Annotated in this window: 21 protein-coding genes; 15 read left to right on the forward strand and 6 right to left on the reverse strand. The window is 70.5% G+C overall.

Features of this window, described 5'->3' with window-relative positions; genetic code table 11:
* The first annotated feature begins 18 nt into the window (after positions 1-18).
* From alr to OG407_RS31005, 4 genes are all read left to right on the forward strand, one after another.
* Complete coding sequence (gene alr / locus OG407_RS30990; protein ID WP_405862891.1) at positions 19-1,308, forward strand: alanine racemase; 1,290 nt, start codon at positions 19-21, stop codon at positions 1,306-1,308.
* Entirely contained in the window at positions 1,305-2,543 is a 1,239-nt protein-coding gene (locus OG407_RS30995) for an alpha/beta fold hydrolase (RefSeq protein WP_405862892.1), read from the forward strand. The genes alr and OG407_RS30995 overlap by 4 nt, the downstream gene beginning before the upstream one ends.
* On the forward strand, positions 2,509-3,030 hold the full coding sequence (gene tsaE / locus OG407_RS31000) for a tRNA (adenosine(37)-N6)-threonylcarbamoyltransferase complex ATPase subunit type 1 TsaE (protein WP_405862893.1): 522 nt from the start codon (positions 2,509-2,511) through the stop codon (positions 3,028-3,030). Before OG407_RS30995 ends, tsaE begins: the two co-directional genes overlap by 35 nt.
* A 139-nt stretch (positions 3,031-3,169) precedes the next feature.
* Positions 3,170-3,340 carry a hypothetical protein gene (locus OG407_RS31005; RefSeq protein ID WP_405862894.1) on the forward strand — a complete coding sequence of 57 codons (171 nt, stop codon included), beginning with the start codon at positions 3,170-3,172 and terminating at the stop codon, positions 3,338-3,340.
* An 82-nt stretch (positions 3,341-3,422) separates the two neighbouring features.
* On the opposite strand, the gene OG407_RS31010 is transcribed toward OG407_RS31005, so the two are convergent.
* The gene (locus tag OG407_RS31010; RefSeq protein ID WP_405862895.1) at positions 3,423-3,983 is read right to left on the reverse strand and encodes a L,D-transpeptidase; all 561 of its coding nucleotides are present in this window, start codon (positions 3,981-3,983) and stop codon (positions 3,423-3,425) included.
* Between the two features lie 169 nt (positions 3,984-4,152).
* Here OG407_RS31010 and tsaB point away from each other — a divergent pair, with 169 nt between their 5' ends.
* The 4 genes from tsaB to OG407_RS31030 are packed head-to-tail and all read left to right on the forward strand — an operon-like array spanning position 4,153 to position 6,707.
* Entirely contained in the window at positions 4,153-4,806 is a 654-nt protein-coding gene (gene tsaB, locus OG407_RS31015; RefSeq protein WP_405862896.1) for a tRNA (adenosine(37)-N6)-threonylcarbamoyltransferase complex dimerization subunit type 1 TsaB, read from the forward strand.
* Between the two features lie 29 nt (positions 4,807-4,835).
* Entirely contained in the window at positions 4,836-5,354 is a 519-nt protein-coding gene (rimI, locus tag OG407_RS31020; protein WP_405868691.1) for a ribosomal protein S18-alanine N-acetyltransferase, read from the forward strand.
* Complete coding sequence (gene tsaD / locus OG407_RS31025; protein WP_405862897.1) at positions 5,347-6,453, forward strand: tRNA (adenosine(37)-N6)-threonylcarbamoyltransferase complex transferase subunit TsaD; 1,107 nt, start codon at positions 5,347-5,349, stop codon at positions 6,451-6,453. Before rimI ends, tsaD begins: the two co-directional genes overlap by 8 nt.
* A gap of 14 nt (positions 6,454-6,467) precedes the next feature.
* A complete protein-coding gene (locus OG407_RS31030) occupies positions 6,468-6,707 on the forward strand; it encodes a hypothetical protein (protein ID WP_405868693.1) in 240 nt (79 codons plus the stop codon).
* A 9-nt stretch (positions 6,708-6,716) separates the two neighbouring features.
* Here the strand turns inward: OG407_RS31030 and OG407_RS31035 are convergent, their stop codons facing one another.
* From OG407_RS31035 to OG407_RS31050, 4 genes are all read right to left on the reverse strand, one after another.
* Entirely contained in the window at positions 6,717-9,035 is a 2,319-nt protein-coding gene (locus OG407_RS31035; protein WP_405862898.1) for a glycoside hydrolase family 3 N-terminal domain-containing protein, read from the reverse strand.
* A gap of 34 nt (positions 9,036-9,069) precedes the next feature.
* Positions 9,070-9,969, reverse strand: a complete 900-nt coding sequence (locus OG407_RS31040; RefSeq protein WP_405862899.1) for a carbohydrate ABC transporter permease — start codon at positions 9,967-9,969, stop codon at positions 9,070-9,072.
* A 4-nt stretch (positions 9,970-9,973) separates the two neighbouring features.
* Complete coding sequence (locus OG407_RS31045; protein ID WP_405862900.1) at positions 9,974-10,798, reverse strand: carbohydrate ABC transporter permease; 825 nt, start codon at positions 10,796-10,798, stop codon at positions 9,974-9,976.
* Between the two features lie 80 nt (positions 10,799-10,878).
* Positions 10,879-12,207 carry an ABC transporter substrate-binding protein gene (locus OG407_RS31050; protein ID WP_405862901.1) on the reverse strand — a complete coding sequence of 443 codons (1,329 nt, stop codon included), beginning with the start codon at positions 12,205-12,207 and terminating at the stop codon, positions 10,879-10,881.
* A gap of 108 nt (positions 12,208-12,315) precedes the next feature.
* Between OG407_RS31050 and OG407_RS31055 the strand changes: the two genes are divergently transcribed.
* From OG407_RS31055 to OG407_RS31075, 5 genes are all read left to right on the forward strand, one after another.
* On the forward strand, positions 12,316-13,365 hold the full coding sequence (locus OG407_RS31055; protein WP_405862902.1) for a LacI family DNA-binding transcriptional regulator: 1,050 nt from the start codon (positions 12,316-12,318) through the stop codon (positions 13,363-13,365).
* A gap of 122 nt (positions 13,366-13,487) precedes the next feature.
* Complete coding sequence (locus OG407_RS31060) at positions 13,488-14,834, forward strand: endo-1,4-beta-xylanase (RefSeq protein WP_405862903.1); 1,347 nt, start codon at positions 13,488-13,490, stop codon at positions 14,832-14,834.
* Between the two features lie 135 nt (positions 14,835-14,969).
* On the forward strand, positions 14,970-16,022 hold the full coding sequence (locus OG407_RS31065; protein WP_327401883.1) for an LCP family protein: 1,053 nt from the start codon (positions 14,970-14,972) through the stop codon (positions 16,020-16,022).
* Positions 16,023-16,173: 151 nt separating this feature from the next.
* Positions 16,174-16,530, forward strand: coding sequence for a YciI family protein (locus tag OG407_RS31070; RefSeq protein ID WP_327401882.1), 357 nt, complete (start codon positions 16,174-16,176; stop codon positions 16,528-16,530).
* A 72-nt stretch (positions 16,531-16,602) separates the two neighbouring features.
* Positions 16,603-17,967: an RNA polymerase sigma factor gene (locus OG407_RS31075; protein WP_405862904.1), complete on the forward strand. Its 1,365-nt coding sequence runs from the start codon at positions 16,603-16,605 to the stop codon at positions 17,965-17,967.
* Here the strand turns inward: OG407_RS31075 and OG407_RS31080 are convergent.
* Positions 17,918-19,120: a THUMP-like domain-containing protein gene (locus tag OG407_RS31080; RefSeq protein WP_405862905.1), complete on the reverse strand. Its 1,203-nt coding sequence runs from the start codon at positions 19,118-19,120 to the stop codon at positions 17,918-17,920. The genes OG407_RS31075 and OG407_RS31080 overlap by 50 nt on opposite strands.
* A gap of 189 nt (positions 19,121-19,309) precedes the next feature.
* Between OG407_RS31080 and OG407_RS31085 the strand changes: the two genes are divergently transcribed.
* Both OG407_RS31085 and OG407_RS31090 read left to right on the forward strand, forming a co-directional pair.
* Positions 19,310-20,203 (forward strand): polysaccharide deacetylase family protein, encoded by an 894-nt coding sequence (locus tag OG407_RS31085; RefSeq protein WP_405862906.1) that lies wholly within the window; start codon positions 19,310-19,312, stop codon positions 20,201-20,203.
* Positions 20,200-20,925, forward strand: coding sequence for a hypothetical protein (locus OG407_RS31090; protein WP_405862907.1), 726 nt, complete (start codon positions 20,200-20,202; stop codon positions 20,923-20,925). Before OG407_RS31085 ends, OG407_RS31090 begins: the two co-directional genes overlap by 4 nt.
* Positions 20,926-21,080 lie beyond the last annotated feature (155 nt).

A 21,080-nucleotide genomic window follows, 5' to 3' on the forward strand; every position in this document is an offset into this window, starting at 1 on the left:
TGAGACACTGGGGGTGCCATGAATGAGACAGCGACACAGCCCACCGCACCGTTGCGCGCCCGCGCCGAGATCGATCTGGGCGCCCTGCGGGCCAATGTGCGGACCCTGCGCGCCCTCGCGCCGGGCGCGGCCCTCATGGCCGTGGTGAAGTCCGACGCCTACGGCCATGGGGCGGTGCCCTGTGCGCGTGCCGCCGTGGAGGGCGGGGCCACCTGGCTCGGTACTGCCACGCCCGAGGAAGCGCTTGACCTGCGGGCGCGCGCCGGGCTGCCCGACGGCGTGCGGATCATGTGCTGGCTGTGGACCCCGGGCGGGCCCTGGCGGGAGGCCATCGAGGCCGACCTCGATGTGTCCTTGAGCGGGATGTGGGCCTTGGAGGAGGTCGTCGCGGCCGCTCGCGCTGTCGGGCTTCCCGCGCGCGTGCAGCTCAAGGCCGATACCGGGCTGGGTCGTAATGGGTGCCAGCCTGGTGATGACTGGGCCGAGCTCGTCGGGGGTGCTCTCCGCGCGGAGGCCGACGGGCTTCTCCGTATTACCGGGCTCTGGTCCCACCTCGCCTGCGCCGACGAACCCGGGCATCCCTCCATCGATGCCCAACTCGCCCTCTTCCGCGAGATGGTGGCGTACGCGGAAGAGCGTGGGGTGCGGGCTGAAGTGCGGCACATCGCCAACTCGCCTGCCACGCTCACCCGTTCCGACTCGCACTTCGATCTCGTCCGGACGGGCATCGCCGTCTACGGCATCTCCCCCAGCCCTGAGGTGGGGTCCTCGGCCGACTTCGGGCTGCGGCCGGTGATGTCCCTGAAGGCGTCCGTCGCGCTGGTGAAGCAGGTGCCGGGCGGGCACGGGGTCAGTTACGGGCATCACTACGTCACCCCGGGCGTGACCACCCTCGGACTCATCCCCGTCGGGTACGCGGACGGCATCCCGCGGCACGCCTCCGGTACCGGGCCGGTGCTCGTCGGCGGGAAGTGGCGGACCGTCGCGGGACGGGTCGCCATGGACCAGTTCGTCGTGGACCTGGGTGGGGACGAGCTGGAGGCCGGGGCGGAGGCGGTTCTGTTCGGGGCCGGTGATCGCGGTGAGCCAACCGCCGAGGACTGGGCGCAGGCCGCCGGAACCATCGCGTACGAGATCGTGACCCGCATCGGAACACGCGTTCCCCGCGTCTACGTCAATGAGGTCGCCGGTGAGGGCGGTTCCGGGGGCGGTCCCAAGGTCGTCCCCGAGGTCATCCCCGAGGTCATCCCCGGGTATGAGGGAGACGACGTAGCGCAGGGTCTTGACGTGAAGAGGAGCGGCACGTGAGCGAGAGCAGTGCGGAGGCGGTTGCCGCGGTCGCCTCCGCCGCCGCGGGGGCGGGCGGGAACTGGCGGAAGGTCACCGGTATCGCCGGTGCCGCGATAGGTGTGATCGCCGCCGGGGCCGCGGCCGGTGTCGCCATAGAGCGGATGACCGTCGGGCGCGGGATGCGCGAGCGGGCCCGGCTGGCGCTCGACTCCACCGGGCCGTACGGCTCGCTGCGCGGCACCCCCGGTACGGCCCGGGCCGACGACGGTACCGAGCTGTACTACGAGGTCGACGACATCGAGCCGGAGGTCGCCGTCACGCCCAAGCGGCGACGGCTCTTCGGGCGGAAGGCACCGGCTCCCGTCACCGTCGTCTTCAGTCACGGGTACTGCCTGAACCAGGACTCCTGGCACTTCCAGCGGGCCGCCCTGCGCGGGGTCGTACGGACCGTGCACTGGGACCAGCGCAGCCATGGGCGTTCCGCGCGCGGGGTGGCGCAGCTGGAAGACGACATGCCGCTCACCATCGACCAGTTGGGGCGCGACCTGAAGGCCGTGATCGACGCGGCCGTGCCCGAGGGGCCGATCGTGCTCGTTGGGCACTCCATGGGCGGCATGACGGTGATGGCCCTCGCCGACCAGTACCCCGACCTGATCCGCGACCGGGTCGTCGCCACGGCCTTCGTCGGTACGTCCTCCGGGCGGCTCGGCGAGGTCAACTTCGGGCTGCCCGTCGCCGGGGTCAACGCGGTACGGCGGGTGCTGCCCGGTGTGCTGAAGGCGCTCGGGCAGCAGGCCGCGCTGGTGGAGCGGGGACGGCGGGCCACCGCCGATCTGTTCGCCGGGATCATCAAGCGGTACTCGTTCGCTTCGCGGGACGTCGATCCGGCGGTCGCGCGGTTCGCCGAGCGGATGATCGAGGGGACGCCCATCGACGTCGTGGCCGAGTTCTATCCGGCCTTCACCGACCACGACAAGACGGCCGCCCTCACCCACTTCAAGGACATGCCCGTGCTCGTGCTCGCCGGGATCGGCGATCTCGTCACGCCCAGTGAGCACAGCGAGGCCATCGCCGACCTGCTGCCGGACGCCGAGCTGGTGCTCGTGCCGGACGCCGGGCACCTGGTCATGCTGGAGCACCCCGAAGTGGTGACGGACCGCCTCGCCGACCTGCTCACCCGCGCGGGTGCCGTGCCGGCAGGGGCTACCGTAAGTGGCTATGGAAGCACCAGCAGCACCGCACAACGCGGCTGAGCCCCTGTCCGTCTCCCTCACCGTCAACTCCCCCGAGCGCATGCGGGAGTTGGGGCGCCGCCTCGCCGAACTGCTGCGCGCGGGCGACCTCGTGATGCTCACGGGCGAGCTGGGCGCCGGCAAGACGACACTCACCCGGGGACTGGGGGAGGGGCTCGGGGTCCGCGGCGCGGTCACCTCGCCGACCTTCGTGATCGCCCGGGTGCATCCCTCGCTCGGTGAGGGGCCGCCGCTTGTGCATGTCGACGCGTATCGCCTGGGCGGCGGGCTCGACGACATGGAGGACCTCGACCTCGATGTCTCGCTGCCCGAGTCCGTGATCGTCGTGGAGTGGGGCGAGGGCAAGGTCGAGGAGTTGACCGACGACCGGCTGTCGCTCGTGATCCACCGGGCGGTCGGGGATACGACCGACGAGGTGCGGCATGTGACTGTCACCGGGCTCGGGCAGCGGTGGGCCGCGGTGGAACTGGGCGTGCTCGGCGGCTGACCGGGGGGTGCGAGGGGTGTGGGTTCCGACAAGGTGTCGGCAAGATGTTGCGTTCCGGGTCTCGCGCGTGGTCACATGGTATCCAGTTCGTAGTTAGGTCTACCTAACTACGTCTGCCCCCGGCTCCCAGGAGGCGTCCATGTCGGCTTCAGAGAACCAGTGTGAGCAGGCGCGGCGGTATGCGTTCGCCGGGGTGTCCATGCGGGAGCTGTTGGCGGCGGGGGACGCGGCGCTGGCCGTTTCGACGCCTCCTCGCGCGCCGGAGCCGGTGGAGGTGCCGGGCGAGCAGCGTCAGCGTAAAGCGGCGTAGTCGTCCGTCTGCGGGCGCGTCGTGGCTGGTCGCGCAGTTCCCCGCGCCCCCTGTTGGGTTGCGCTGCCCCCAGTTGAATTGCTCAGCGGATTACGACGATGCTCTGCCCGATCGTCGCGAACTCCCACATTGCCGCGCCGTCCTCGGGCGACTCGCGGATGCCGCCCGACTTGTTCATGGGGTCGGGGGCGTCCGTCGCGCCGCTGACCGCCGCGCTGAAGCCGATGGCGACGTTGTCCGCGTTGGTGAAACGGACGACGTGCTGGATGGGGGTGCCGTCGGTGCCGGTGATGGCGTTCGAGCGGGAGGTGACCGGATAGGTGCCCGTGGGCGGGTCCACCGTGCCGGGGGTGACCTTGAACGTGCGGTTGACCTTGTTGTTCTCGGCGACCAGCCACACCCGGTCGTCGTCCACCGAGTACACGACCCGCTCGCCCTTGCCGGAGCCGGCGGGCAGCGCGGCGGGGTTCTTCTTGTCGCGCGGGGCCTTCGAGGTGGCGACCGCCGCGGGTGAGGCGCTCGCGCGGGCCTTGTCCGCCAGCCCGGGCGGGACGGTCGCCGATGCCTGATAGGCGAGGAAACCGACCGTGGCGACGGCCGCCACGGTGAGCCCGGCCACGATTCCCGAGCTGCTGCCGGCCATCAGCGCCCACCTCCGCGTCTCATACGTCTACGTCCTGTGACGGTGCCTCGTACAGCCCCGTACGGCCCCGTACGTCCCGTAAGTCCGGTGACCCTAGGTGACCGTAGCAGCCGGGGCCGGGCCGACCGGGGCGGCCGTGCTCGCGGCGCCGGAGCCGTAGGCTGTTTGCGTGCTCTTGCTCGCTCTGGATACCGCCACCCCCGCCGTCACCGTCGCCCTGCACGACGGCGAGGCCGTCATCGCCTCGTCGAGTCAGGTGGACGCGCGCCGCCACGGTGAGCTGCTGCTCCCGGCCGTCGACCACGTGCTCGCCGACGCGGGGCTCACGCTCGACGCCGTCACGGGAATCGTCGTGGGCATCGGCCCCGGCCCCTACACCGGGCTGCGCGTCGGCCTGATGACCGCCGACACCTTCGGACTCGCGCTCGGCGTGCCCGTGCACGGTGTGTGCACCCTGGACGGCCTCGCCTACGCCGCCGACCTCGACGGCCCCTTCGTCGTCGCCACGGACGCGCGGCGCAAGGAGGTCTACTGGGCGCGCTACGCCGACTCCCGCACCCGCCTCACCGACCCGGCCGTGGACCGGCCCGCCGACATCGCCGAGCAGGTGGCCGGAGTGCCCGCCGTCGGCGCCGGCGCGCTGCTCTACCCGGACACCTTCCCGTCCGCCCACGAGCCGGAGCACGTGTCCGCCGCCGCGCTCGCCTCGCTGGCCGTCGAGAGACTCGCGGCGGGTGTCGAACTGCCCGCGCCCCGGCCGCTGTACCTGCGCCGTCCCGACGCCCAGGTGCCCAAGAACTACAAGGTGGTCACCCCCAAGTGACCGAATCCCTGAGCCCTCGGCTGCGCGAGATGCGCTGGTGGGACATCGACCCCGTGCTGGAACTGGAGAAGGACCTCTTCCCCGAGGACGCCTGGTCCCGGGGCATGTTCTGGTCCGAACTGGCGCATGCGCGGGGGGCGGAGGCGACCCGGCGGTACCTGGTGGCCGAGGCGGACGGTGCGGAGACCGGGAGCGGTGTGCGGGTCATCGGCTACGCCGGTCTCGCCACCGCCGGCGACCAAGCCGACATCCAGACCATCGCCGTCGCCCGCGACCACTGGGGCACCGGTCTCGGCTCCACCCTCCTCACCGAACTCCTCAGCGCGGCAAGCGAGTTCGAGTGCGCCGAGGTCATGCTCGAATGCCGCGTCGACAACGTCCGCGCGCAGAAACTGTACGAGCGCTTCGGCTTCGCCCCGATCGGATTCCGGCGCGGCTACTACCAGCCGGGCAACGTCGACGCCCTGGTGATGCGCCTGACCACAGATCCCGACAGCAGCTCCGCTGCGGGGTCACCTTCCGTACAAGGAACCGAGATCCATGACTGACTCACGCGACGAGCCCCTCGTCCTGGGCATCGAGACCTCCTGCGACGAGACCGGCGTCGGCATCGTCCGCGGCACCACCCTGCTGGCGGACGCGATCGCGTCCAGCGTCGACGAGCACGCCCGCTTCGGCGGGGTCGTACCGGAGGTGGCGTCCCGCGCCCACCTGGAGGCGATGGTCCCGACGATCCAGCGCGCGCTGAAGGACGCGGGGGTGAGCGCGCGGGACCTGGACGGCATCGCGGTCACGGCCGGGCCCGGCCTCGCCGGCGCCCTGCTGGTCGGCGTCTCGGCGGCCAAGGCGTACGCCTACGCGCTCGGCAAGCCCCTCTACGGCGTCAACCACCTCGCCTCCCACATCTGCGTGGACCAGCTCGAACACGGCCCGCTCCCGGAACCGACGATGGCGCTCCTGGTGTCCGGCGGCCACTCCTCCCTCCTCCTCTCCTCGGACATCACCTCGGACGTACGGCCGCTGGGCGCGACGATCGACGACGCGGCGGGCGAGGCCTTCGACAAGATCGCCCGCGTCCTGAACCTCGGTTTCCCGGGCGGGCCGGTCATCGACCGGTACGCGAAGGAGGGCGACCCCAAGGCGATCACGTTCCCGCGCGGCCTGACCGGGCCCCGCGACCCGGCGTACGACTTCTCCTTCTCCGGGCTGAAGACGTCCGTGGCCCGCTGGATCGAGGCGAAGCGGGCGGCGGGCGAGGACGTGCCGGTGCGCGACGTGTCGGCGTCCTTCCAGGAGGCCGTCGTCGACGTCCTGACCCGCAAGGCCGTACGCGCCTGCAAGGACGAGGGCGTCGACCACCTGATGATCGGCGGCGGCGTCGCCGCCAACTCCCGCCTGCGCGCCCTGGCCGCGGAACGCTGCGAGGCCGCAGGCATCCGCCTCCGCGTCCCGCGCCCCAAGCTGTGCACGGACAACGGCGCGATGGTCGCCGCACTGGGCGCGGAAATGGTCGCGCGGAACCGGGTCCCCTCGGACTGGGACCTGTCCGCGGACTCCTCCCTCCCGGTGACGGACCCGCACGTCCCCGGCCACTCCCACGATCACGACCACGTGCACGAGGTCAGCAAGGAGAACCTGTACTCGTGACGACGGTCGCGTTGATGTGGGAGGCCCGGGCGACGGACGGGCGAGGGGCCGAACTCCTCGCCTGGGCGCGAGCACAGCGACTTCCCGCCGAGCCGCTGCGCCGGGAGTTCCTGCGCGCACCCCAGGACCGGGTGCTCGTCATCACCTGGTGGGACGCGGAGTACGACGCGGACCTGCCCGAACTGCCCGAGCCGGGCGGGGAGTTGGTGACCCGGGCGGTGCATCGGTGGCGGTTCGAGTCGGTGGGCGGGTAACGGCGGTTTTCACCCCTCCCCGCGCACCTCCGTCTCGCACCGCAGCCGCCGCTCCGCCCCCACCACCCGCACGGGACCCGTCAGCGTCACCCGTGTCGTATGCCGCACCTCCGCGCTGGAAACCCCCAACCTCAGTTCCAGTACGCCCGGTTCGACCACCCGGCGGCCCGAGCGGTCCGTGAACGCCGACAGGTCGGCGTGGAAGGGGAAGGTCACCCGTGTCGCCTCGCCGGGGGCCAACTCCAGTCGCCGGTAACCGATCAGGCGGACGTCCGGGCGGGTCACCGAGGCGACCGGGTCGTGGAGGTAGAGCTGGACGATCTCCGTGCCGGGGCGGTCGCCGGTGTTGCGGACGGTGACGGGCAGGTCGTAGAAGCCGGCCGTGTCGATCTCCAACTCCCTCTCCAACTCCCCTGATTCGGCGGGCTCCCACTCGAACGTCGTGTACGAGCGGCCGTGGCCGAAGGGGTACAGCGGGGTCGGGTCCAGGCTGCTGACCTCGTCGGCCAGGCCCAGCGGAGGCTGGAGGTACGTCCACGGCTGGCCGCCCGGTGCGTGCGGGACGCTCACCGGGAGGCGGCCGGACGGGTTGACGCGGCCCGACAGCACTCCCGCCACTGCCGGGCCGCCTTCCTCCCCAGGGAAGAACGCCTGGACCACCGCGCCCAGTTGGCCGTGCCAGCGGCCCAGCGCGTAGGGGCGGCCGGTCAGGAGGACCAGGACCACCGGGACGCCCGTCGAGACCAGGGCGTCCAGCAAATCTGCCTGTACGCCGGGTAGTTGGAGGTCCGCCACATCGCAGCCCTCGCCCGACGTGCCGCTTCCGAACAGGCCCGCGCGGTCGCCGAGTACCGCCACGCACACGTCCGCCTCCGCCGCCCGCGCCACCGCCTCCTCGAAACCCGAGGTGTCCGGGCAGGAGACGTCGCACCCCTCCGCGAACGTCACCTTGGCGTCCGGGAGTTCGGCCCGGAGCGACTCCAACAGCGTCGGGATCTCGATGCCCATCGGCACCTCGGGGTGGTGCGTACCCACATGGGACGGGAAGGAGTAGCAGCCGAGCATGGCGAGAGCGTCCGCCGCCCGCGGGCCGACCACGGCGATGCGCGCGTCCGGCGTCAGCGGCAGCAGACCGTCCGGGTTGTCCAGCAACACCACTGACTCTTCCGCCAGTTGGCGGGCCAGGGCACGGTTCGCCGTCGAGTCCAGGTCGATCCGCCCGGTCGGCTCCGGGGACCAGTCCTCGTCCAGGAGCCCCAACTCGGCCTTCTGCACCAGCACTCGCCGCGCCGCCCGGTCCACCAGCGCCTCCGGGATCTCCCCCGCCCGCACCGCCTCCACCAACGGTTTCCCGTAGCACTTCAGCGTCGGCAGTTCTACGTCGACGCCCGCCTCCAGCGCCGCCCGCGCCGCCTGTGCCGGGCTGCCCGCCACCCGGTGCAGCGTCTCCAGGAAGCCGATGCCGAAGTAGTCGGCGACCACCGTTCCCGTGAACCCCCAGTCCTCGCGCAGGAGTTGGGTCAGCAGTGCGGGGTCCGCCGACGCCGGGACGCCGTCCGTCTCGTTGTACGCCGCCATCACCGAGCGCGCCCCGCCCTCCCGCAACGCCATCTCGAAGGGGGGAAGAGTGACGTCCGCGAACTCCCGCACCCCCGCCCGCACCGGCGCCAGATTCCGCGCCCCCACGGACGACGCGTACCCGGCGAAGTGCTTCAGCGTCGCGACGACCCCGGCCGACTCCAGCCCCCGCACATACGCCGTACCGATGGTCCCCACCAGGTACGGGTCCTCCCCGATCGTCTCCTCCACCCGGCCCCAGCGCGGATCCCGTACGACGTCCAGGACCGGGGCGAGACCCTGGTGGATCCCGGCCGCGCGCAGGTCCGCGCCGATGCGCCGGGCCATCTCCTCGACCAGCCCCGGGTCGAAGCTGGCGCCCCACGCCAGCGGCACCGGATACGCCGTCGCACCCCACGCGGTGAACCCCGCCAGGCACTCCTCATGGGCGACCGCCGGGATGCCGAAACGCCCCGCCGCCGCGATCCGGCGCTGCGCGCGGGCCAGCGCCTGCGCGCCCAACTCCGGGTCCACCGGCGCCGTACCGAAGGAACGGGTGAGCTGGCCAAGACCCCGGGTGATCAGCTCGTCCCAGTCGTACTCCGAGGTCATCTCCCGCTGGAGCGGGGCGACCCCGTCGCCGTCCGTCGCGGCGCCCACCCACACGCCGTAGAGCTGGGCGGTCTTCTCCTCCAGGGTCATCCGGGCGAGCAGGTCGTCGACGCGGGCGGCGGCGGGCAGGGCGGGGTCGCGCCAGGGGGCGGTGGTCATGAAACTCCGTTCGAAAAGGGTGAGTTGGGGCAGCTCACTTGCCGCCCACGCCCATCAGGCCGCCGACCAGGGCGCGCCGGGCCACCAGGTAGACGGCGAAGATCGGGATGCCGGAGAGGACGACCGAGGCGAGCAGGGCCGGGATGTTCACGCCGAACTGGCTGACGTAGTTGAAGAGTCCGAGCGTGAGGACCCTCGGTCCGTCGGACTGGGTGAAGATCAGCGGGAAGAGGAAGCCGTTCCAGGCCTGCAGCGCCGCGTAGATGACGACCGTGCTGATACCGCCCTTGGTCATCGGGATGACCAACTGGAACAGCATCCGCGTCGCCGACGCGCCGTCGAGCGCCATCGCCTCGTACAGGTCCTCCGAGATGTCCCGCAGCGTGCCGGTCAGGATCAGCACGGAGACCGGCATGGCGAAGGCCGCCGTAGGGAGGATCACCGCCAACAGGCTGTCGTACAGGTCGAGTTTGGCGATCATCAGGTAGAGGGGGACCACGACCGCCTGCGCCGGGATCGCCACTCCCATCAGGAACAGGCGGAAGGCACCGGTCGACCAGACCGTCCTCGTGCGGACGGCCACGTAGGCGAGCGGCACGCACAGCACCAGCACGATGCCCACGACCGCCGCCGCGACCAGTGCCGTGTTCGCGAGGAAGTGGCCGAAGCCGTTGTGCAGGACGGTGTTGTAGTTGGCGAAGGTCGGATCGGTGGGCGGTTTCAGGACGTTGTTGCCCAGCGCCTTGTCCTGGCGGGTGAGGGACGCCGAGATCATCGCGTAGATCGGGATGATGACGACCGCGAGCCAGAGGAGTGAGCCCAGGCCGGCCACGGGGTTGGGGCGCCTGGTCCAGTGCCGGCGCCTGCGGGTGCGCGGAGGTTCCACCGGTTCGCCTGCCGTCTTCACCGGACGCGGCAACGTGTCGTGTGACACTCCGTCACATCCCTTCGCGGGTACTGCGCATGGCGCCGAAACCGGTGAGCCTGACCAGGACCAGGGAGAGCGCGGTGGCGATGACGACCAGGAAGGTCGCGATCGCGCTCGCGTAGCCGAAGTCGTAGCTCTTGAAGCCGGCTTCGTACATCAGGTACGGCAGGATCGCCGTGTCCGTGCCGGGGCCGCCCTGGGTGAGGATCAGGACGGTCTCGAAGTAGGTGAGCGAGCCGACGATCATCAGCACGCTGGAGGTCGTCGCCGTGTTCCTGAGTTGAGGCAACGTGATCGAGAAGAACTGCCGGTAGCGCCCGGCGCCGTCAATTGCCGCCGCCTGATAGAGCACTTCGGGAATCTGCCGGGCCCCGCCCTGATAGATCAGCGTGTGGAAGGGGATGAACTGCCACCCCCCGACAAACACGATCGCGAGAAACGCACCGCTCGTGGAGCCCAGCGTGTCCTGGCGGATAACACCGAAGTTGGGGTCGAGGAGCGCGTAGAAGAGCAGCGCGATGGCGGTCGAGGAGAGCAGGAACGGCACGAAGAAGATCGCGGAGAGGATGGCCCGGTTGCGTTGACGGCCCGCCGCCCAAACACCGAGAAGGAGGGAGACCACCGTCTGGAAGGCCCAGCTGGTCACCGTCAACAGCACGGTAATCGTGAGGGATTGGGTCAGCCGATCGTCGTGCAGCAACTTGTCCCAGTTGGCGAGGCCTACTGGTTTCGGATCCCCGAGCCCGTTCCACGTGGTGAAGGAGAGATAGACGGCCAACACCATGGGCGCAACGGCGAAGAAGACGAAGAAGAGAACCCCGGGCACAGCCCACACGACGTGAGGTGAATTCCGGTGCGCTGATGAACTCCGCTGTGCTGGAGCGCCCCTATAGGGGCGCGGGGAACTGCGCGACCTCACTTCAACCCCTTCAGCGCTGAAACGAACTCCGTCGGCGAACTCTTCCCCACAAACAGCTTGTTGATCTCCGTCAGCATCGGCGTGGACACATCCGGATCCACCGCCTGGTCCCAGCTCAACGTGAACGCCGGTGCCTGCTGCACCATTTGGTACTGGAACTTCGCGAACTCCGGGTTGGGCGAGGAGTCGAGAAGCTTCTCCGCGTTGGAGGTGGTCGGAATATCCCCGTTGGCGACCAGGTCCTTCGCATACGCCTCCGACGCGCAGTCACGGAGGAACGCGATCGCCGCGTCCTTGTTGCCCGTACGGGCGTTCACGGACCAGTAGTTGGTGGGGTTCCCGACGACGTTACGGATATCACCGGCGCCGCCCTCGTACTTCGGGAACGCGGACCACCCCAGATTGTTCTTCGCGAAGTCGGGAAACTTCCCGAGCTGCGTCGAGTACTCCCACGACCCCATCAGATGCATCGCCGCCTTGCCCTTGGCGAACACCGCGGGCGCACCCCCGTTGACGTACGACACAGAGCTGAACCCCTTGCCGAACGCGCCGTCGTCGATGAGCTGCTTGACGGTCTCGGCGGCCTTGAGGACAGCCGGGTCGCCCCACCCGGACGCGTCCCCGTTCTTGATCTTGTCGAAGACCTCGGGGCCGCCGATCCGGTCGACCAGGTACTCCAGCCACATCAACTCGGGCCAGATGTCGGCACCCCCGAGCGCGAACGGCGTGATGTTCGCCGCCTTCAGCTTCTTGTTGATGTCGAGCAACTCGGCCCAGGTGGTGGGCGGTTGGAGCTTGTGCGCGGCGAAGACGGTCTTGTTGTAGAAGAGGATCACCGGCTGCATGCCGCGCATCGGTATGCCGTAGTTCTTGCCCTTGAGCGCGCCCGCCGCGAGCACCGACGGCAGGAAACCGTCCTTGAGGACCGAGTCGCTCTTGATGGTGTCGGTGAGGTCGACCAGCTGGTTCGCCTCCTGGTACGCCTTGATCGAGCCGCCGCCCCAGTTGAAGAAGACGTCCGGCGCGTTCGGCGAGCCCATCGCGGTGCGCAGCTTGGCCGGGTAGTCGGTGCCGGGCACCTTCTCCAGCTTGATCTTGCCCTTGGCCTTCTTCGCCGCCGCCGACGCGTTGAACCGGGTGACGGCCTTGACCTGCACCTTCGCCGCGTCGTCGCCGTAGGTGAAGGCGGTGACCGTGCTGCTGTCGCCGGTGTTGTCACTGGAGCCGCAGGCCGTGAGCCCGGTGGTGAGCAGGGTGGTGGCACCGGCGCCGAGCACCCAGCGCCTGCTGAACGTACGCCCGCCGTTGGACGTGTTGGGCTCCATGGACAGCACCTCTCGTGCGAATGTTTCGAGCCGTTCTACGAATGTTCCGGGAACGTAAGGCGCGCTGGGGGGTTCGTCAAGAGGTCGCGCAGGGATACGATCGCCGCCATGACAGCCCCGGATTCCGCCGAAACCCAGACAGCGGGTCGGCCGACCCAGACCGCCACGCTCGCCGAGATCGCCCGCGAGGCCGGAGTGTCGGCTCCGACTGTTTCGAAGGTCCTCAACGGCCGTGCCGACGTCGCCCCCGCGACCCGCACCCGCGTCGAGGACCTGCTCCGCGTCTACGGCTACCGGCGCCGGCGCGCGGAGGCGACCCGCTCCCCGTTGATCGACCTGGTCTTCCACGAGTTGGAGAGCGCCTGGGCGATGGAGGTCATCCGGGGCGTGGAGAACGTGGCGCGGGACTCCGGGCTGAGCGTGGTGCTGAGCGAGAGCGCGGGGCGGCTGACCCCGGGCCGGACCTGGGCCGACCAGGTCGCCGCGCGTCGCCCGCACGGCGTGATCCTCGTCCTCTCCGGGCTCGACGAGTCCCAGCGGGCGCTGCTCACCAGCCGTTCCATCCCGTTCGTGGTGATGGACCCGGCCGGTGACCCGGGCGCGGACGTGCCGTCGATCGGCGCGACGAACTGGCAGGGCGGGCTCGCCGCCACCCGGCACCTGGTCGAACTCGGCCACACCCGGATCGGCGCGATCAGCGGACCGTCCCGGATGATGTGCAGCCGCGCCCGGGTGGACGGATACCGGGCCGCGCTGGAGACGGCCGGGCTGCCGGTCGACCCCTCGCTGATCACCACCGGCGACTTCCACCACGAGGCCGGCTACCGACTGGGGCTGGAGCTCCTGCGCCGCCCGGACCGGCCCACCGCCGTCTTCGCCGGCAACGACCTCCAGGCCCTCGGTCTGTACGAGGCCGCGCGCGAACTCGGGCTGCGCATCCCGGAGGACCTGAGCGTGGTCGGCTTCGACGATCTGCCGGTGGCGCGCTGGGTCGGCCCGCCGCTGACGACCGTACGGCAGCCCCTGACCGAGATGGCCGAGGCGGCGGCCAAGCTGGTGCTCGACCTCGGGCGCGAGCAGAAGACCTCGGCGGCACGGCGGGTGGAACTGGCGACGAGCCTGGTGGTGCGGAGCAGTACGGCGGCGCCCGCCGAGTGACACCGGGGGCCGTGACAGTGAGATGCGTGGCCGGAAGGTGACGTATTGACGAGTGGGGTGCGTCGCCCCACACTCCTCCGAAGCCAATCGGTTGCACAACCGAAACTTTCGGAGGCACCCGCATGAGATCTCTGAGAACCGGCTTGTCCCTGGCGGCCCTGTTCACCGGCGCCGTCATGCTCTTCGCGGCACCCGCCGCGCACGCCGCCGACACCCCGCTGCGCGACCTCGCCGCCGCGAAGGGCAAAGTCATCGGCACCGCGGTCACCGGCTCCAAGCTCACCGGCACGTACGGCGACATCGCGGGCGGTCAGTTCAGCTCGCTCACTCCCGGCAACGCCATGAAGTGGGAGACGGTCGAGCCGACGCAGGGCAGCTTCAACTGGTCGGAGGCGGACCAGATCGTCGCCTTCGCGCAGGCCCACAACCAGCAGGTGCGCGGCCACACCCTGGTCTGGCACAGCCAGAACCCGAGCTGGCTGACCAACGGCACCTGGACGTCGGCCCAGTTGAGCAGCCTGCTGCAGAACCACATCAGTACCGAAGTCGGCCGCTACAAGGGGAAGATCACCGCCTGGGACGTGGTGAACGAACCCTTCAACGAGGACGGCACGTACCGCTCGACCCTCTGGTACAACGGCCTCGGCGCCAACTACATAGCCCAGGCGCTGACTTGGGCGCACGCCGCCGACCCGGCCGCCAAGCTGTACATCAACGACTACAACGTCGAGGGCGTCAACGCGAAGTCCACCGCCCTCTACAACCTTGTCAAGTCCCTGAAGGCGGCGGGCGTTCCGATCGACGGGGTCGGCCTCCAGGCCCACCTCGTCCTCGGCCAGGTCCCGGCCACGCTCCAGCAGAACATCCAGCGCTTCGCCGACCTGGGCGTGGACGTGGCGATCACCGAGCTGGACGTACGGATGGCGCTCCCGGCGGACAGCACGAAACTCGCCCAGCAGAAGGCCGACTTCAAGAGCGTCATGGCCGCCTGCGTGGCGGTGACACGCTGCGTGAACGTCACCGTCTGGGGCTTCACCGACTCCGACTCCTGGGTCGACAGCACGTTCCCCGGCTACGGGGCGGCGACACCGTACGACGCCAACTACGCGCCGAAACCGGCGTACTACGGCCTCTCGGAGGCGCTCGGCGGCACGACCACGACCCCGCCGCCGACCGGGGCGTGCTCGGCGACGTACAGCGTGGGCAGTCAGTGGAACACCGGGTTCACGGGGCAGGTGACGATCGCCTGTTCCGGGGCCTCGCTGTCGTCCTGGAAGGCGAGTTGGACGTACGGTGCCGGCCAGCAGATCACCCAGGCCTGGAACGCGGCCTGCACCCAGTCGGGCACGGCCGTGAGTTGCGCGAACGCGAGCTACAACGGGACGGTCCCGGACGGCGGTTCGGTGACCTTCGGCTTCAACGCGTCGTGGAGCGGGAGCAATCCGGTGCCGGTGGTGACCCTGGGCTGAGGGAGGCGGGGGAGGCGCACGGGAGAGCTTCGGGGGAGTGAAGCGGGGCTGAGAACCGTGAGATTTTCCGTAGAAAACCGTCCTGGGACGTCTCCCCTAACTTTCTCCTAATAATTCGGACTTACGTTCCTCCCCGTGACGGACACAGAGAACGTTGACGAGGACAGACGCGTTGGCCGGCGGTCGAGAGTGCTGAAGATCGCCGGCCTCACTCTGGCCGGCGCCCTCGTCCTGGGTGTCGCCACGGCCGGCTGGGCCTACTGGCACCTCAACAGCAACATCAAGAGCGTCGACATCGACAGCGCGCTCGGCACCGACCGCCCCGCGAAGGCGGTGACCACACCGTCCGCCGCCGCGTCCGCGTCCGCTGTCCCCGTGCCGACCGGCTCCCTGAACATCCTGGTCCTCGGCTCCGACTCGCGCAGCGGCAAGGAGAACAAGGCACTCGGCGGCGGCGACAGCTCCGGCGCCCGCTCCGACACCGCGATGGTGGTGCACATCGACGCGGGCCGTAAGAAGGCCACGATCGTCAGCATCCCGCGCGACACCCTCGTCACCCGGCCGTCGTGCCCGCTGTCGTCGGGCGGGTCCACGTCGGTGGCGTACAACGCGATGTTCAACACGGCGTACTCGGTGGGCGGGCCGGTCTGCGCGGTCAAGACGGTCGAGTCGATCACCGGCGTCCGCATGGACCACTACATAGAGATCGACTTCGCGGGCTTCGCGAAGCTGGTCAACGCGCTGGGCGGTGTCACGGTCACCACGACGCAGGACATCGACGACGACGACAGCCACCTGCACCTGAAGAAGGGCACCCATCACCTCAACGGCAAGCAGGCCCTGGCCCTCGCCCGCACCCGGCACGGCATCGGCGACGGCAGCGACCTCGGCCGAATAGGCCTCCAACAGATGCTGGTGAAGGCCCTGTTGACCCAGATCTCCACCCATGACCTCCTCACCGACCCCACCAAGCTCTACGAGGTCACCGACGCGGTCACCGACAGCCTCACCACCGACACCGGCCTCGACTCCCTCAGCGAACTGATCAGCCTCGGTCAGAGCCTGAAGAGCCTGTCGGCGGACGCGGTGACCACGGTGACGATGCCGAACGTCACGGCACCGTCCGACCCGAACCGGGTGGTGGCGAAGGAGCCGGCGGCGAGCGATCTGTGGGAGTCGCTGCGCTGACCTGCGTAGACAGGCGGGCGGAAAAAATCTTCGGGGTTTTCCGGCGAGTGTGTCGATCCGCTCGCCCCTCGTTCGACGCATGGTTGAAAGGCCGGGAAGAGCCCGGTCGGACAACGTCAGAGAACGTCAGCGAAACACCCGAGGAGTCACCATGCCCCGCTACCTCTCCCTCGTGCAGATCGACGAGAAGACCACCCCCGCCGAGGGCCCCAGCCCCGAGCTGATGCAGCGCATGGGCGAGCTGATCGAGGAGATCACCAAGGCCGGCGTCATGCTCGACACCGCCGGCCTCACCCCGACCGCGCAGGGCGCCCGCGTGCACTGGGAGGGCGGCAAGATCTCCGTGACCGACGGCCCGTTCACCGAGTCCAAGGAGGTCGTCGGCGGCTACGCGCTCATGCAGTGCAAGGACATGGCCGAGGCGATCGAGTGGACGAAGCGGTTCCTGAAGGTGCACGAGGAGTTCTGGACCGTGACGTGTGAGGTGCGGGAGATCGCGGAGGGCTGAGCCTTCCTTGGCACTGCTCGTCCTGCCGGTCTTCCTTGGTCTGAGGCCGCCGGGGGTGTTGCATGGTGGGTTGTGACTCCGGAATCACAACCCACCGCAGACCCGCGTGCCACCGCCACGAACGCTCGCGGCGACGCCACGGACCCGCACAGCATCATCGAGACCGTCTTCCGCATCGAGTCCCCGCGCATCATCGCCGCCGTCGCCCGCCTGGTCCGCGACGTCGGCATCGCCGAGGAACTCGCGCAGGACGCGCTCGTCGCCGCGCTGGAGCAGTGGCCGAGGGACGGCGTGCCCGACAACCCGGGCGCCTGGCTCATGGCGACGGCCAGGCACCGCGCCGTCGACCTGATCCGGCGCCGGGAGAACTACGCCCGCAAGCTCCAGGAGATCGGCCGCACCCTGGAGACGACGGCCCCGCCCGAGGAACCCCCGGCCCCCGACGACATCGACGACGACCTCCTGCGCCTCGTCTTCACCACCTGCCACCCGGTCCTGTCCCCGGAGGCCCGCACCGCCCTCACCCTGCGCCTCCTCGGCGGCCTGACCACGCCCGAGATCGCCCGCGCCTTCCTCGCCCCCGAGCCGACGATCGCCCAGCGCATCGTCCGCGCCAAACGCACCCTGGCCACCAGGAACGTCGCCTTCGAGGTCCCCTACGGCCCCGACCGCGAGGCCCGCCTGGGCTCGGTCCTGGACGTCATCTACCTGATCTTCAACGAGGGTTACGCGGCGACGGCCGGCGACGACTGGCTCCGCCCCAGCCTCTGCGAGGACGCCCTCCGGCTGGCCCGCCTCCTCTCCGGCCTGATGCCGAAGGAACCCGAAGTGCACGCCCTGGCCTCCCTGTTGGAGTTCCAGGCCTCCCGCTCGGCCGCCCGCACCGCCCCGAACGGCGACCCCGTCCTCCTCAAGGACCAGAACCGCCGCCGCTGGAACCGCCTCCTCATCGCCCGCGGCATCACCGCCCTCGGCCGCGCGGACGCCGTGGCGACGGGCGCCCCCGGCCCCTACGCCCTCCAGGCCGCCATCGCCGCCTGCCACGCCCACGCGTACACCTACGCCGAGACCGACTGGCAGACGATCGCCACCCTGTACGCCCTCCTCGCCGCCCGATCCCCTTCCCCGGTCGTCGAGTTGAACCGCGCGGTGGCTGTCTCGATGGCCGAGGGCCCGGCCCCGGCGTTGGAGATCGTCGACACCCTCGCCTCCGAACCCGCCCTGCGCGACTACCACTTGCTGCCGAGCGTCCGCGGCGACCTGCTGCTCCGCCTCGGCCGTACGACGGAGGCGAAGGAGGAGTTCACCCGGGCCGCCTCCCTCGCCCGCAACGAACGCGAACGCCAACTGCTGCTGCGCCGGGTGGATGAGGCGACCCAGAGGCGTCCTAGGCAGGCCGCCCGATCAGCATCGCCGGCGCCCCCGCCACCCGAGTGAGGAACACCGTCGCGGAGTTGGGCCCCTGGGGCTTCACCTTCCGCCGCAGTTCCTCCGGTTCGACGGCCGACCCCCGCTTCTTCACGGTGAGGACGCCCACCTCGCGCTCCCGCAGTAGCGCCTTCAACTTCTTGACGCCGAAGGGGAGTTGATCGGTGATCTCGTAGGCGGAGGCATAGGCGGTCGGCCGTAGCTCATCCGCTGTCACATACGCGATGGTCTCGTCGATGAGTCCGCCCCCGACCTCCTCCGCGACCTCGGCGACGAGGTGGGCGCGGATGACGGCGCCGTCGGGTTCGTACAAGTACCGCCCCACGGAGCGGACTTCAGGGTCGGGAAGCCCGCGTCCGTGCAGAACTCGCGGACCCGGCAGGAGAGTTGCCCGTACTGCCCCCGGCCGCACCCCCGTCCCGAACCACAGCACCGCCTCCTTCACGTCGCCCCCGTCCGAGATCCACTCCGCCTCGGCCGCCGCCGGGATCGCCTCGTGCGGTACCCCGGGGGCGATCTTCAGTGCGGCGAGCGGGGCCGTCGTAGCGGCGCCGATGGCCCAGGACAACGGGGGCGAGTACGCCTCGGGGTCGAAGATGCGGCCGCGGCCGCCGCGCCGTGCGGGGTCGACGAACACGGCGTCGTACGCGGACGTGTCGACGTCGGTGACATCCGCCTCGCGCACCTCGATCAGGTCGGCGAGGCCGAGTGCCTCCGCGTTGGCCCGTGCCACGGCCACCGTCAGCGGATCGCGGTCCACGGCCAGGACGCGCACCCCCGCCCGCGCCAGCGCGATCGCGTCGCCGCCGATTCCGCAGCAGAGGTCGGCGACGGAGGTCACGCCGAGGTCCAGGAGGCGGGCGGCGCGGTAGGCGGCGACGCTTGTCCGGGTGGACTGCTCGAAGCCGTTCGGGGTGAAGAACATCCGGTCGGCGTCCTCGGGCGTGAATTTCGCCGCTGCCGCGCGTTGGCGCAGCCGGGCCTGGCCGAGGGCCGCCGAGACGAGGTCGGCGGGGTGGTCGCGGCGCAGGCGGGTGGCGACGGCGAGTTCCTTGGCCGGGTCGGTGCCGCGGACCTCGTCGAGGAGGGCGCGGCCCTCGGGGGTGAGCAGGGCGGCGAAGGCGAGTACGGGGTCGGTCACCGGGTCAGTGGGGTCGTTCACCGGGACATTGTGGGCCAGTCGGTGGACGGTGTGTCTCCGGTGGCGGTGTCGGCGCGGGATCGGGGCCGGGGGCTGAAAAGATCCGACCCCATGCGAGTAGTCGTACAAAATGACATCAATCGGGCGCGCGGGGACCGGGAGGACCGAGGGGACCGGGGAACCCGGGGCGACCGCGGCAACCGGGGTCGGATGACGGGAGGCGCCCGTGGCGCGCTCGCCGCCCTCGCGCTCGCCGCTCTCGTCTCCGGGTGCGGGCAGCCCGGCTCGGGCGCGGCCGTGCACCCGGCGCAGGGCGCGCAGCCGCTGCACGCGCCCCCGGCCCGCGCGTTGGACTCCTACGCGACCAAGCTGCGCGCCGCGTACGCCGCGCGGGTTGCCGCGGCCAGGCGCTGGGGGCTGGCGAAGGTGCCGCTCGCGGCGCCGCCGGCGCCCGCGCACAAGCCGGAGATCACCGCGCGCAAGGGCTTCGAGGTGGACGACCAGGAGGAGTTGAACCTCCCGCCGGTCTTCACGACGATCCCCACGAAGCAGAAGATCGTCTTCCTCACGATCGACGACGGCGAGAACAAGGACCCCGCGTTCCTGCGGATGATGAGCGACCTGAAGATCCCGTACACGGCCTTCCTCAGCAACTACCTGGTGAAGGACGACTACGGCTACTTCCGGAAGATGCAGGCCGAGGGCCACACCATCAACAACCACACCCTCACGCACCCGTACCTGCCGGGCCTGTCCTACGCCGAGCAGAAGCGCGAGATCTGCGGGATGCAGGACATCATGAAGAAGCAGTTCGGCAAGGCCCCGACCCTCTTCCGGCCGCCGTACGGGAACTACAACCACGACACCCTCGTCGCCGCGAAGTCCTGCGGCATCAAGTACGCCCCGATCTGGGACGAGGAGGTGTTCGTCGACCACTGGGAGTACCGCGAGGACGACCGGTCCCTGCACCCCGGCGACATCGTCCTGACGCACTTCCGGGGCCGCGAGGACTGGAAGGGCACGATGGTCGACGACATGCGCCGCTTCCTGGGCAAGGTCACGGCCGAGGGCTACGCGGTGGCCCGCCTGGAGGACTACCTGTGAGGCGGGCGGGCCGTCTGCGGGTACCGGTGGCCGTCGCGTCGGCGGCCGCTCTGCTGCTCCTCACCGGTTGCGCCCAGTCCGTCGACCCCATCGAACGGCTCGGCAAGAAGGCCGCCCAACGCGTCCACCCGCACGGCCCGTCCCGCGAACAGCCGTACCGCCACTGGGGTTTGACGGCCCCGCTGGCACCCGCCCCCAAGCCCTCCCTCCGGCCCGCCGCCCGCTCGGCGGGCCCGGGCCTGCCACCCGTCGTGGACCACGTCCGCACCCACGACAGGGTCGTCTTCCTGACCTACGACGCCCAGGGCACGGGCGCGGACACGCGACGGGACCCGAGGTTCGCCGACCTGGTCCGCGAACTACGGCTCCCGGTCACGGTGTTCCCCGCCGCACCGCGCCCCGGCCACTTCGCCGGCCAGCCCTACGCCACCCAGCGCAGCGAGATCTGCGGCCACCGGCCCCGGCCCGACTCCCGGCTGCTCCGGCCCCCTTACGGCACGTACGACACGACGACCCGCCGTGCCGCGGCCGACTGCGGAGTCTCCGCCCTGGTCCTCTGGCGCGCCTCCACGACGACCGGAACCCTGACCTACGCCCGCGGGGACCATCACCTCGCCCCCGGCGACATCGTCCGCGTGGGCCCGGCCGACAGCACGGCCAGGCTGCTGCGGGGCATCCAGGGGCGGGGGCTGACGGTGGGGCGTCTGGAGGACTACCTGTAGGCCGGCGCCTTCGCACACGGACGGATGTTGTACCTCTCCAGCACCGTCCGCGACGTCCAGCACAGGCCCGCCACGCGGCTCAGGGTGACCTCGGAATTCCGGTCAAGCGCCGCGGGCATTGGCACTCCGCTTGACCGAGTGCTAATCGCAGTCAT

This window comes from Streptomyces sp. NBC_01515 (assembly GCF_045040345.1).
Classification (GTDB): Bacteria; Actinomycetota; Actinomycetes; order Streptomycetales; family Streptomycetaceae; genus Streptomyces.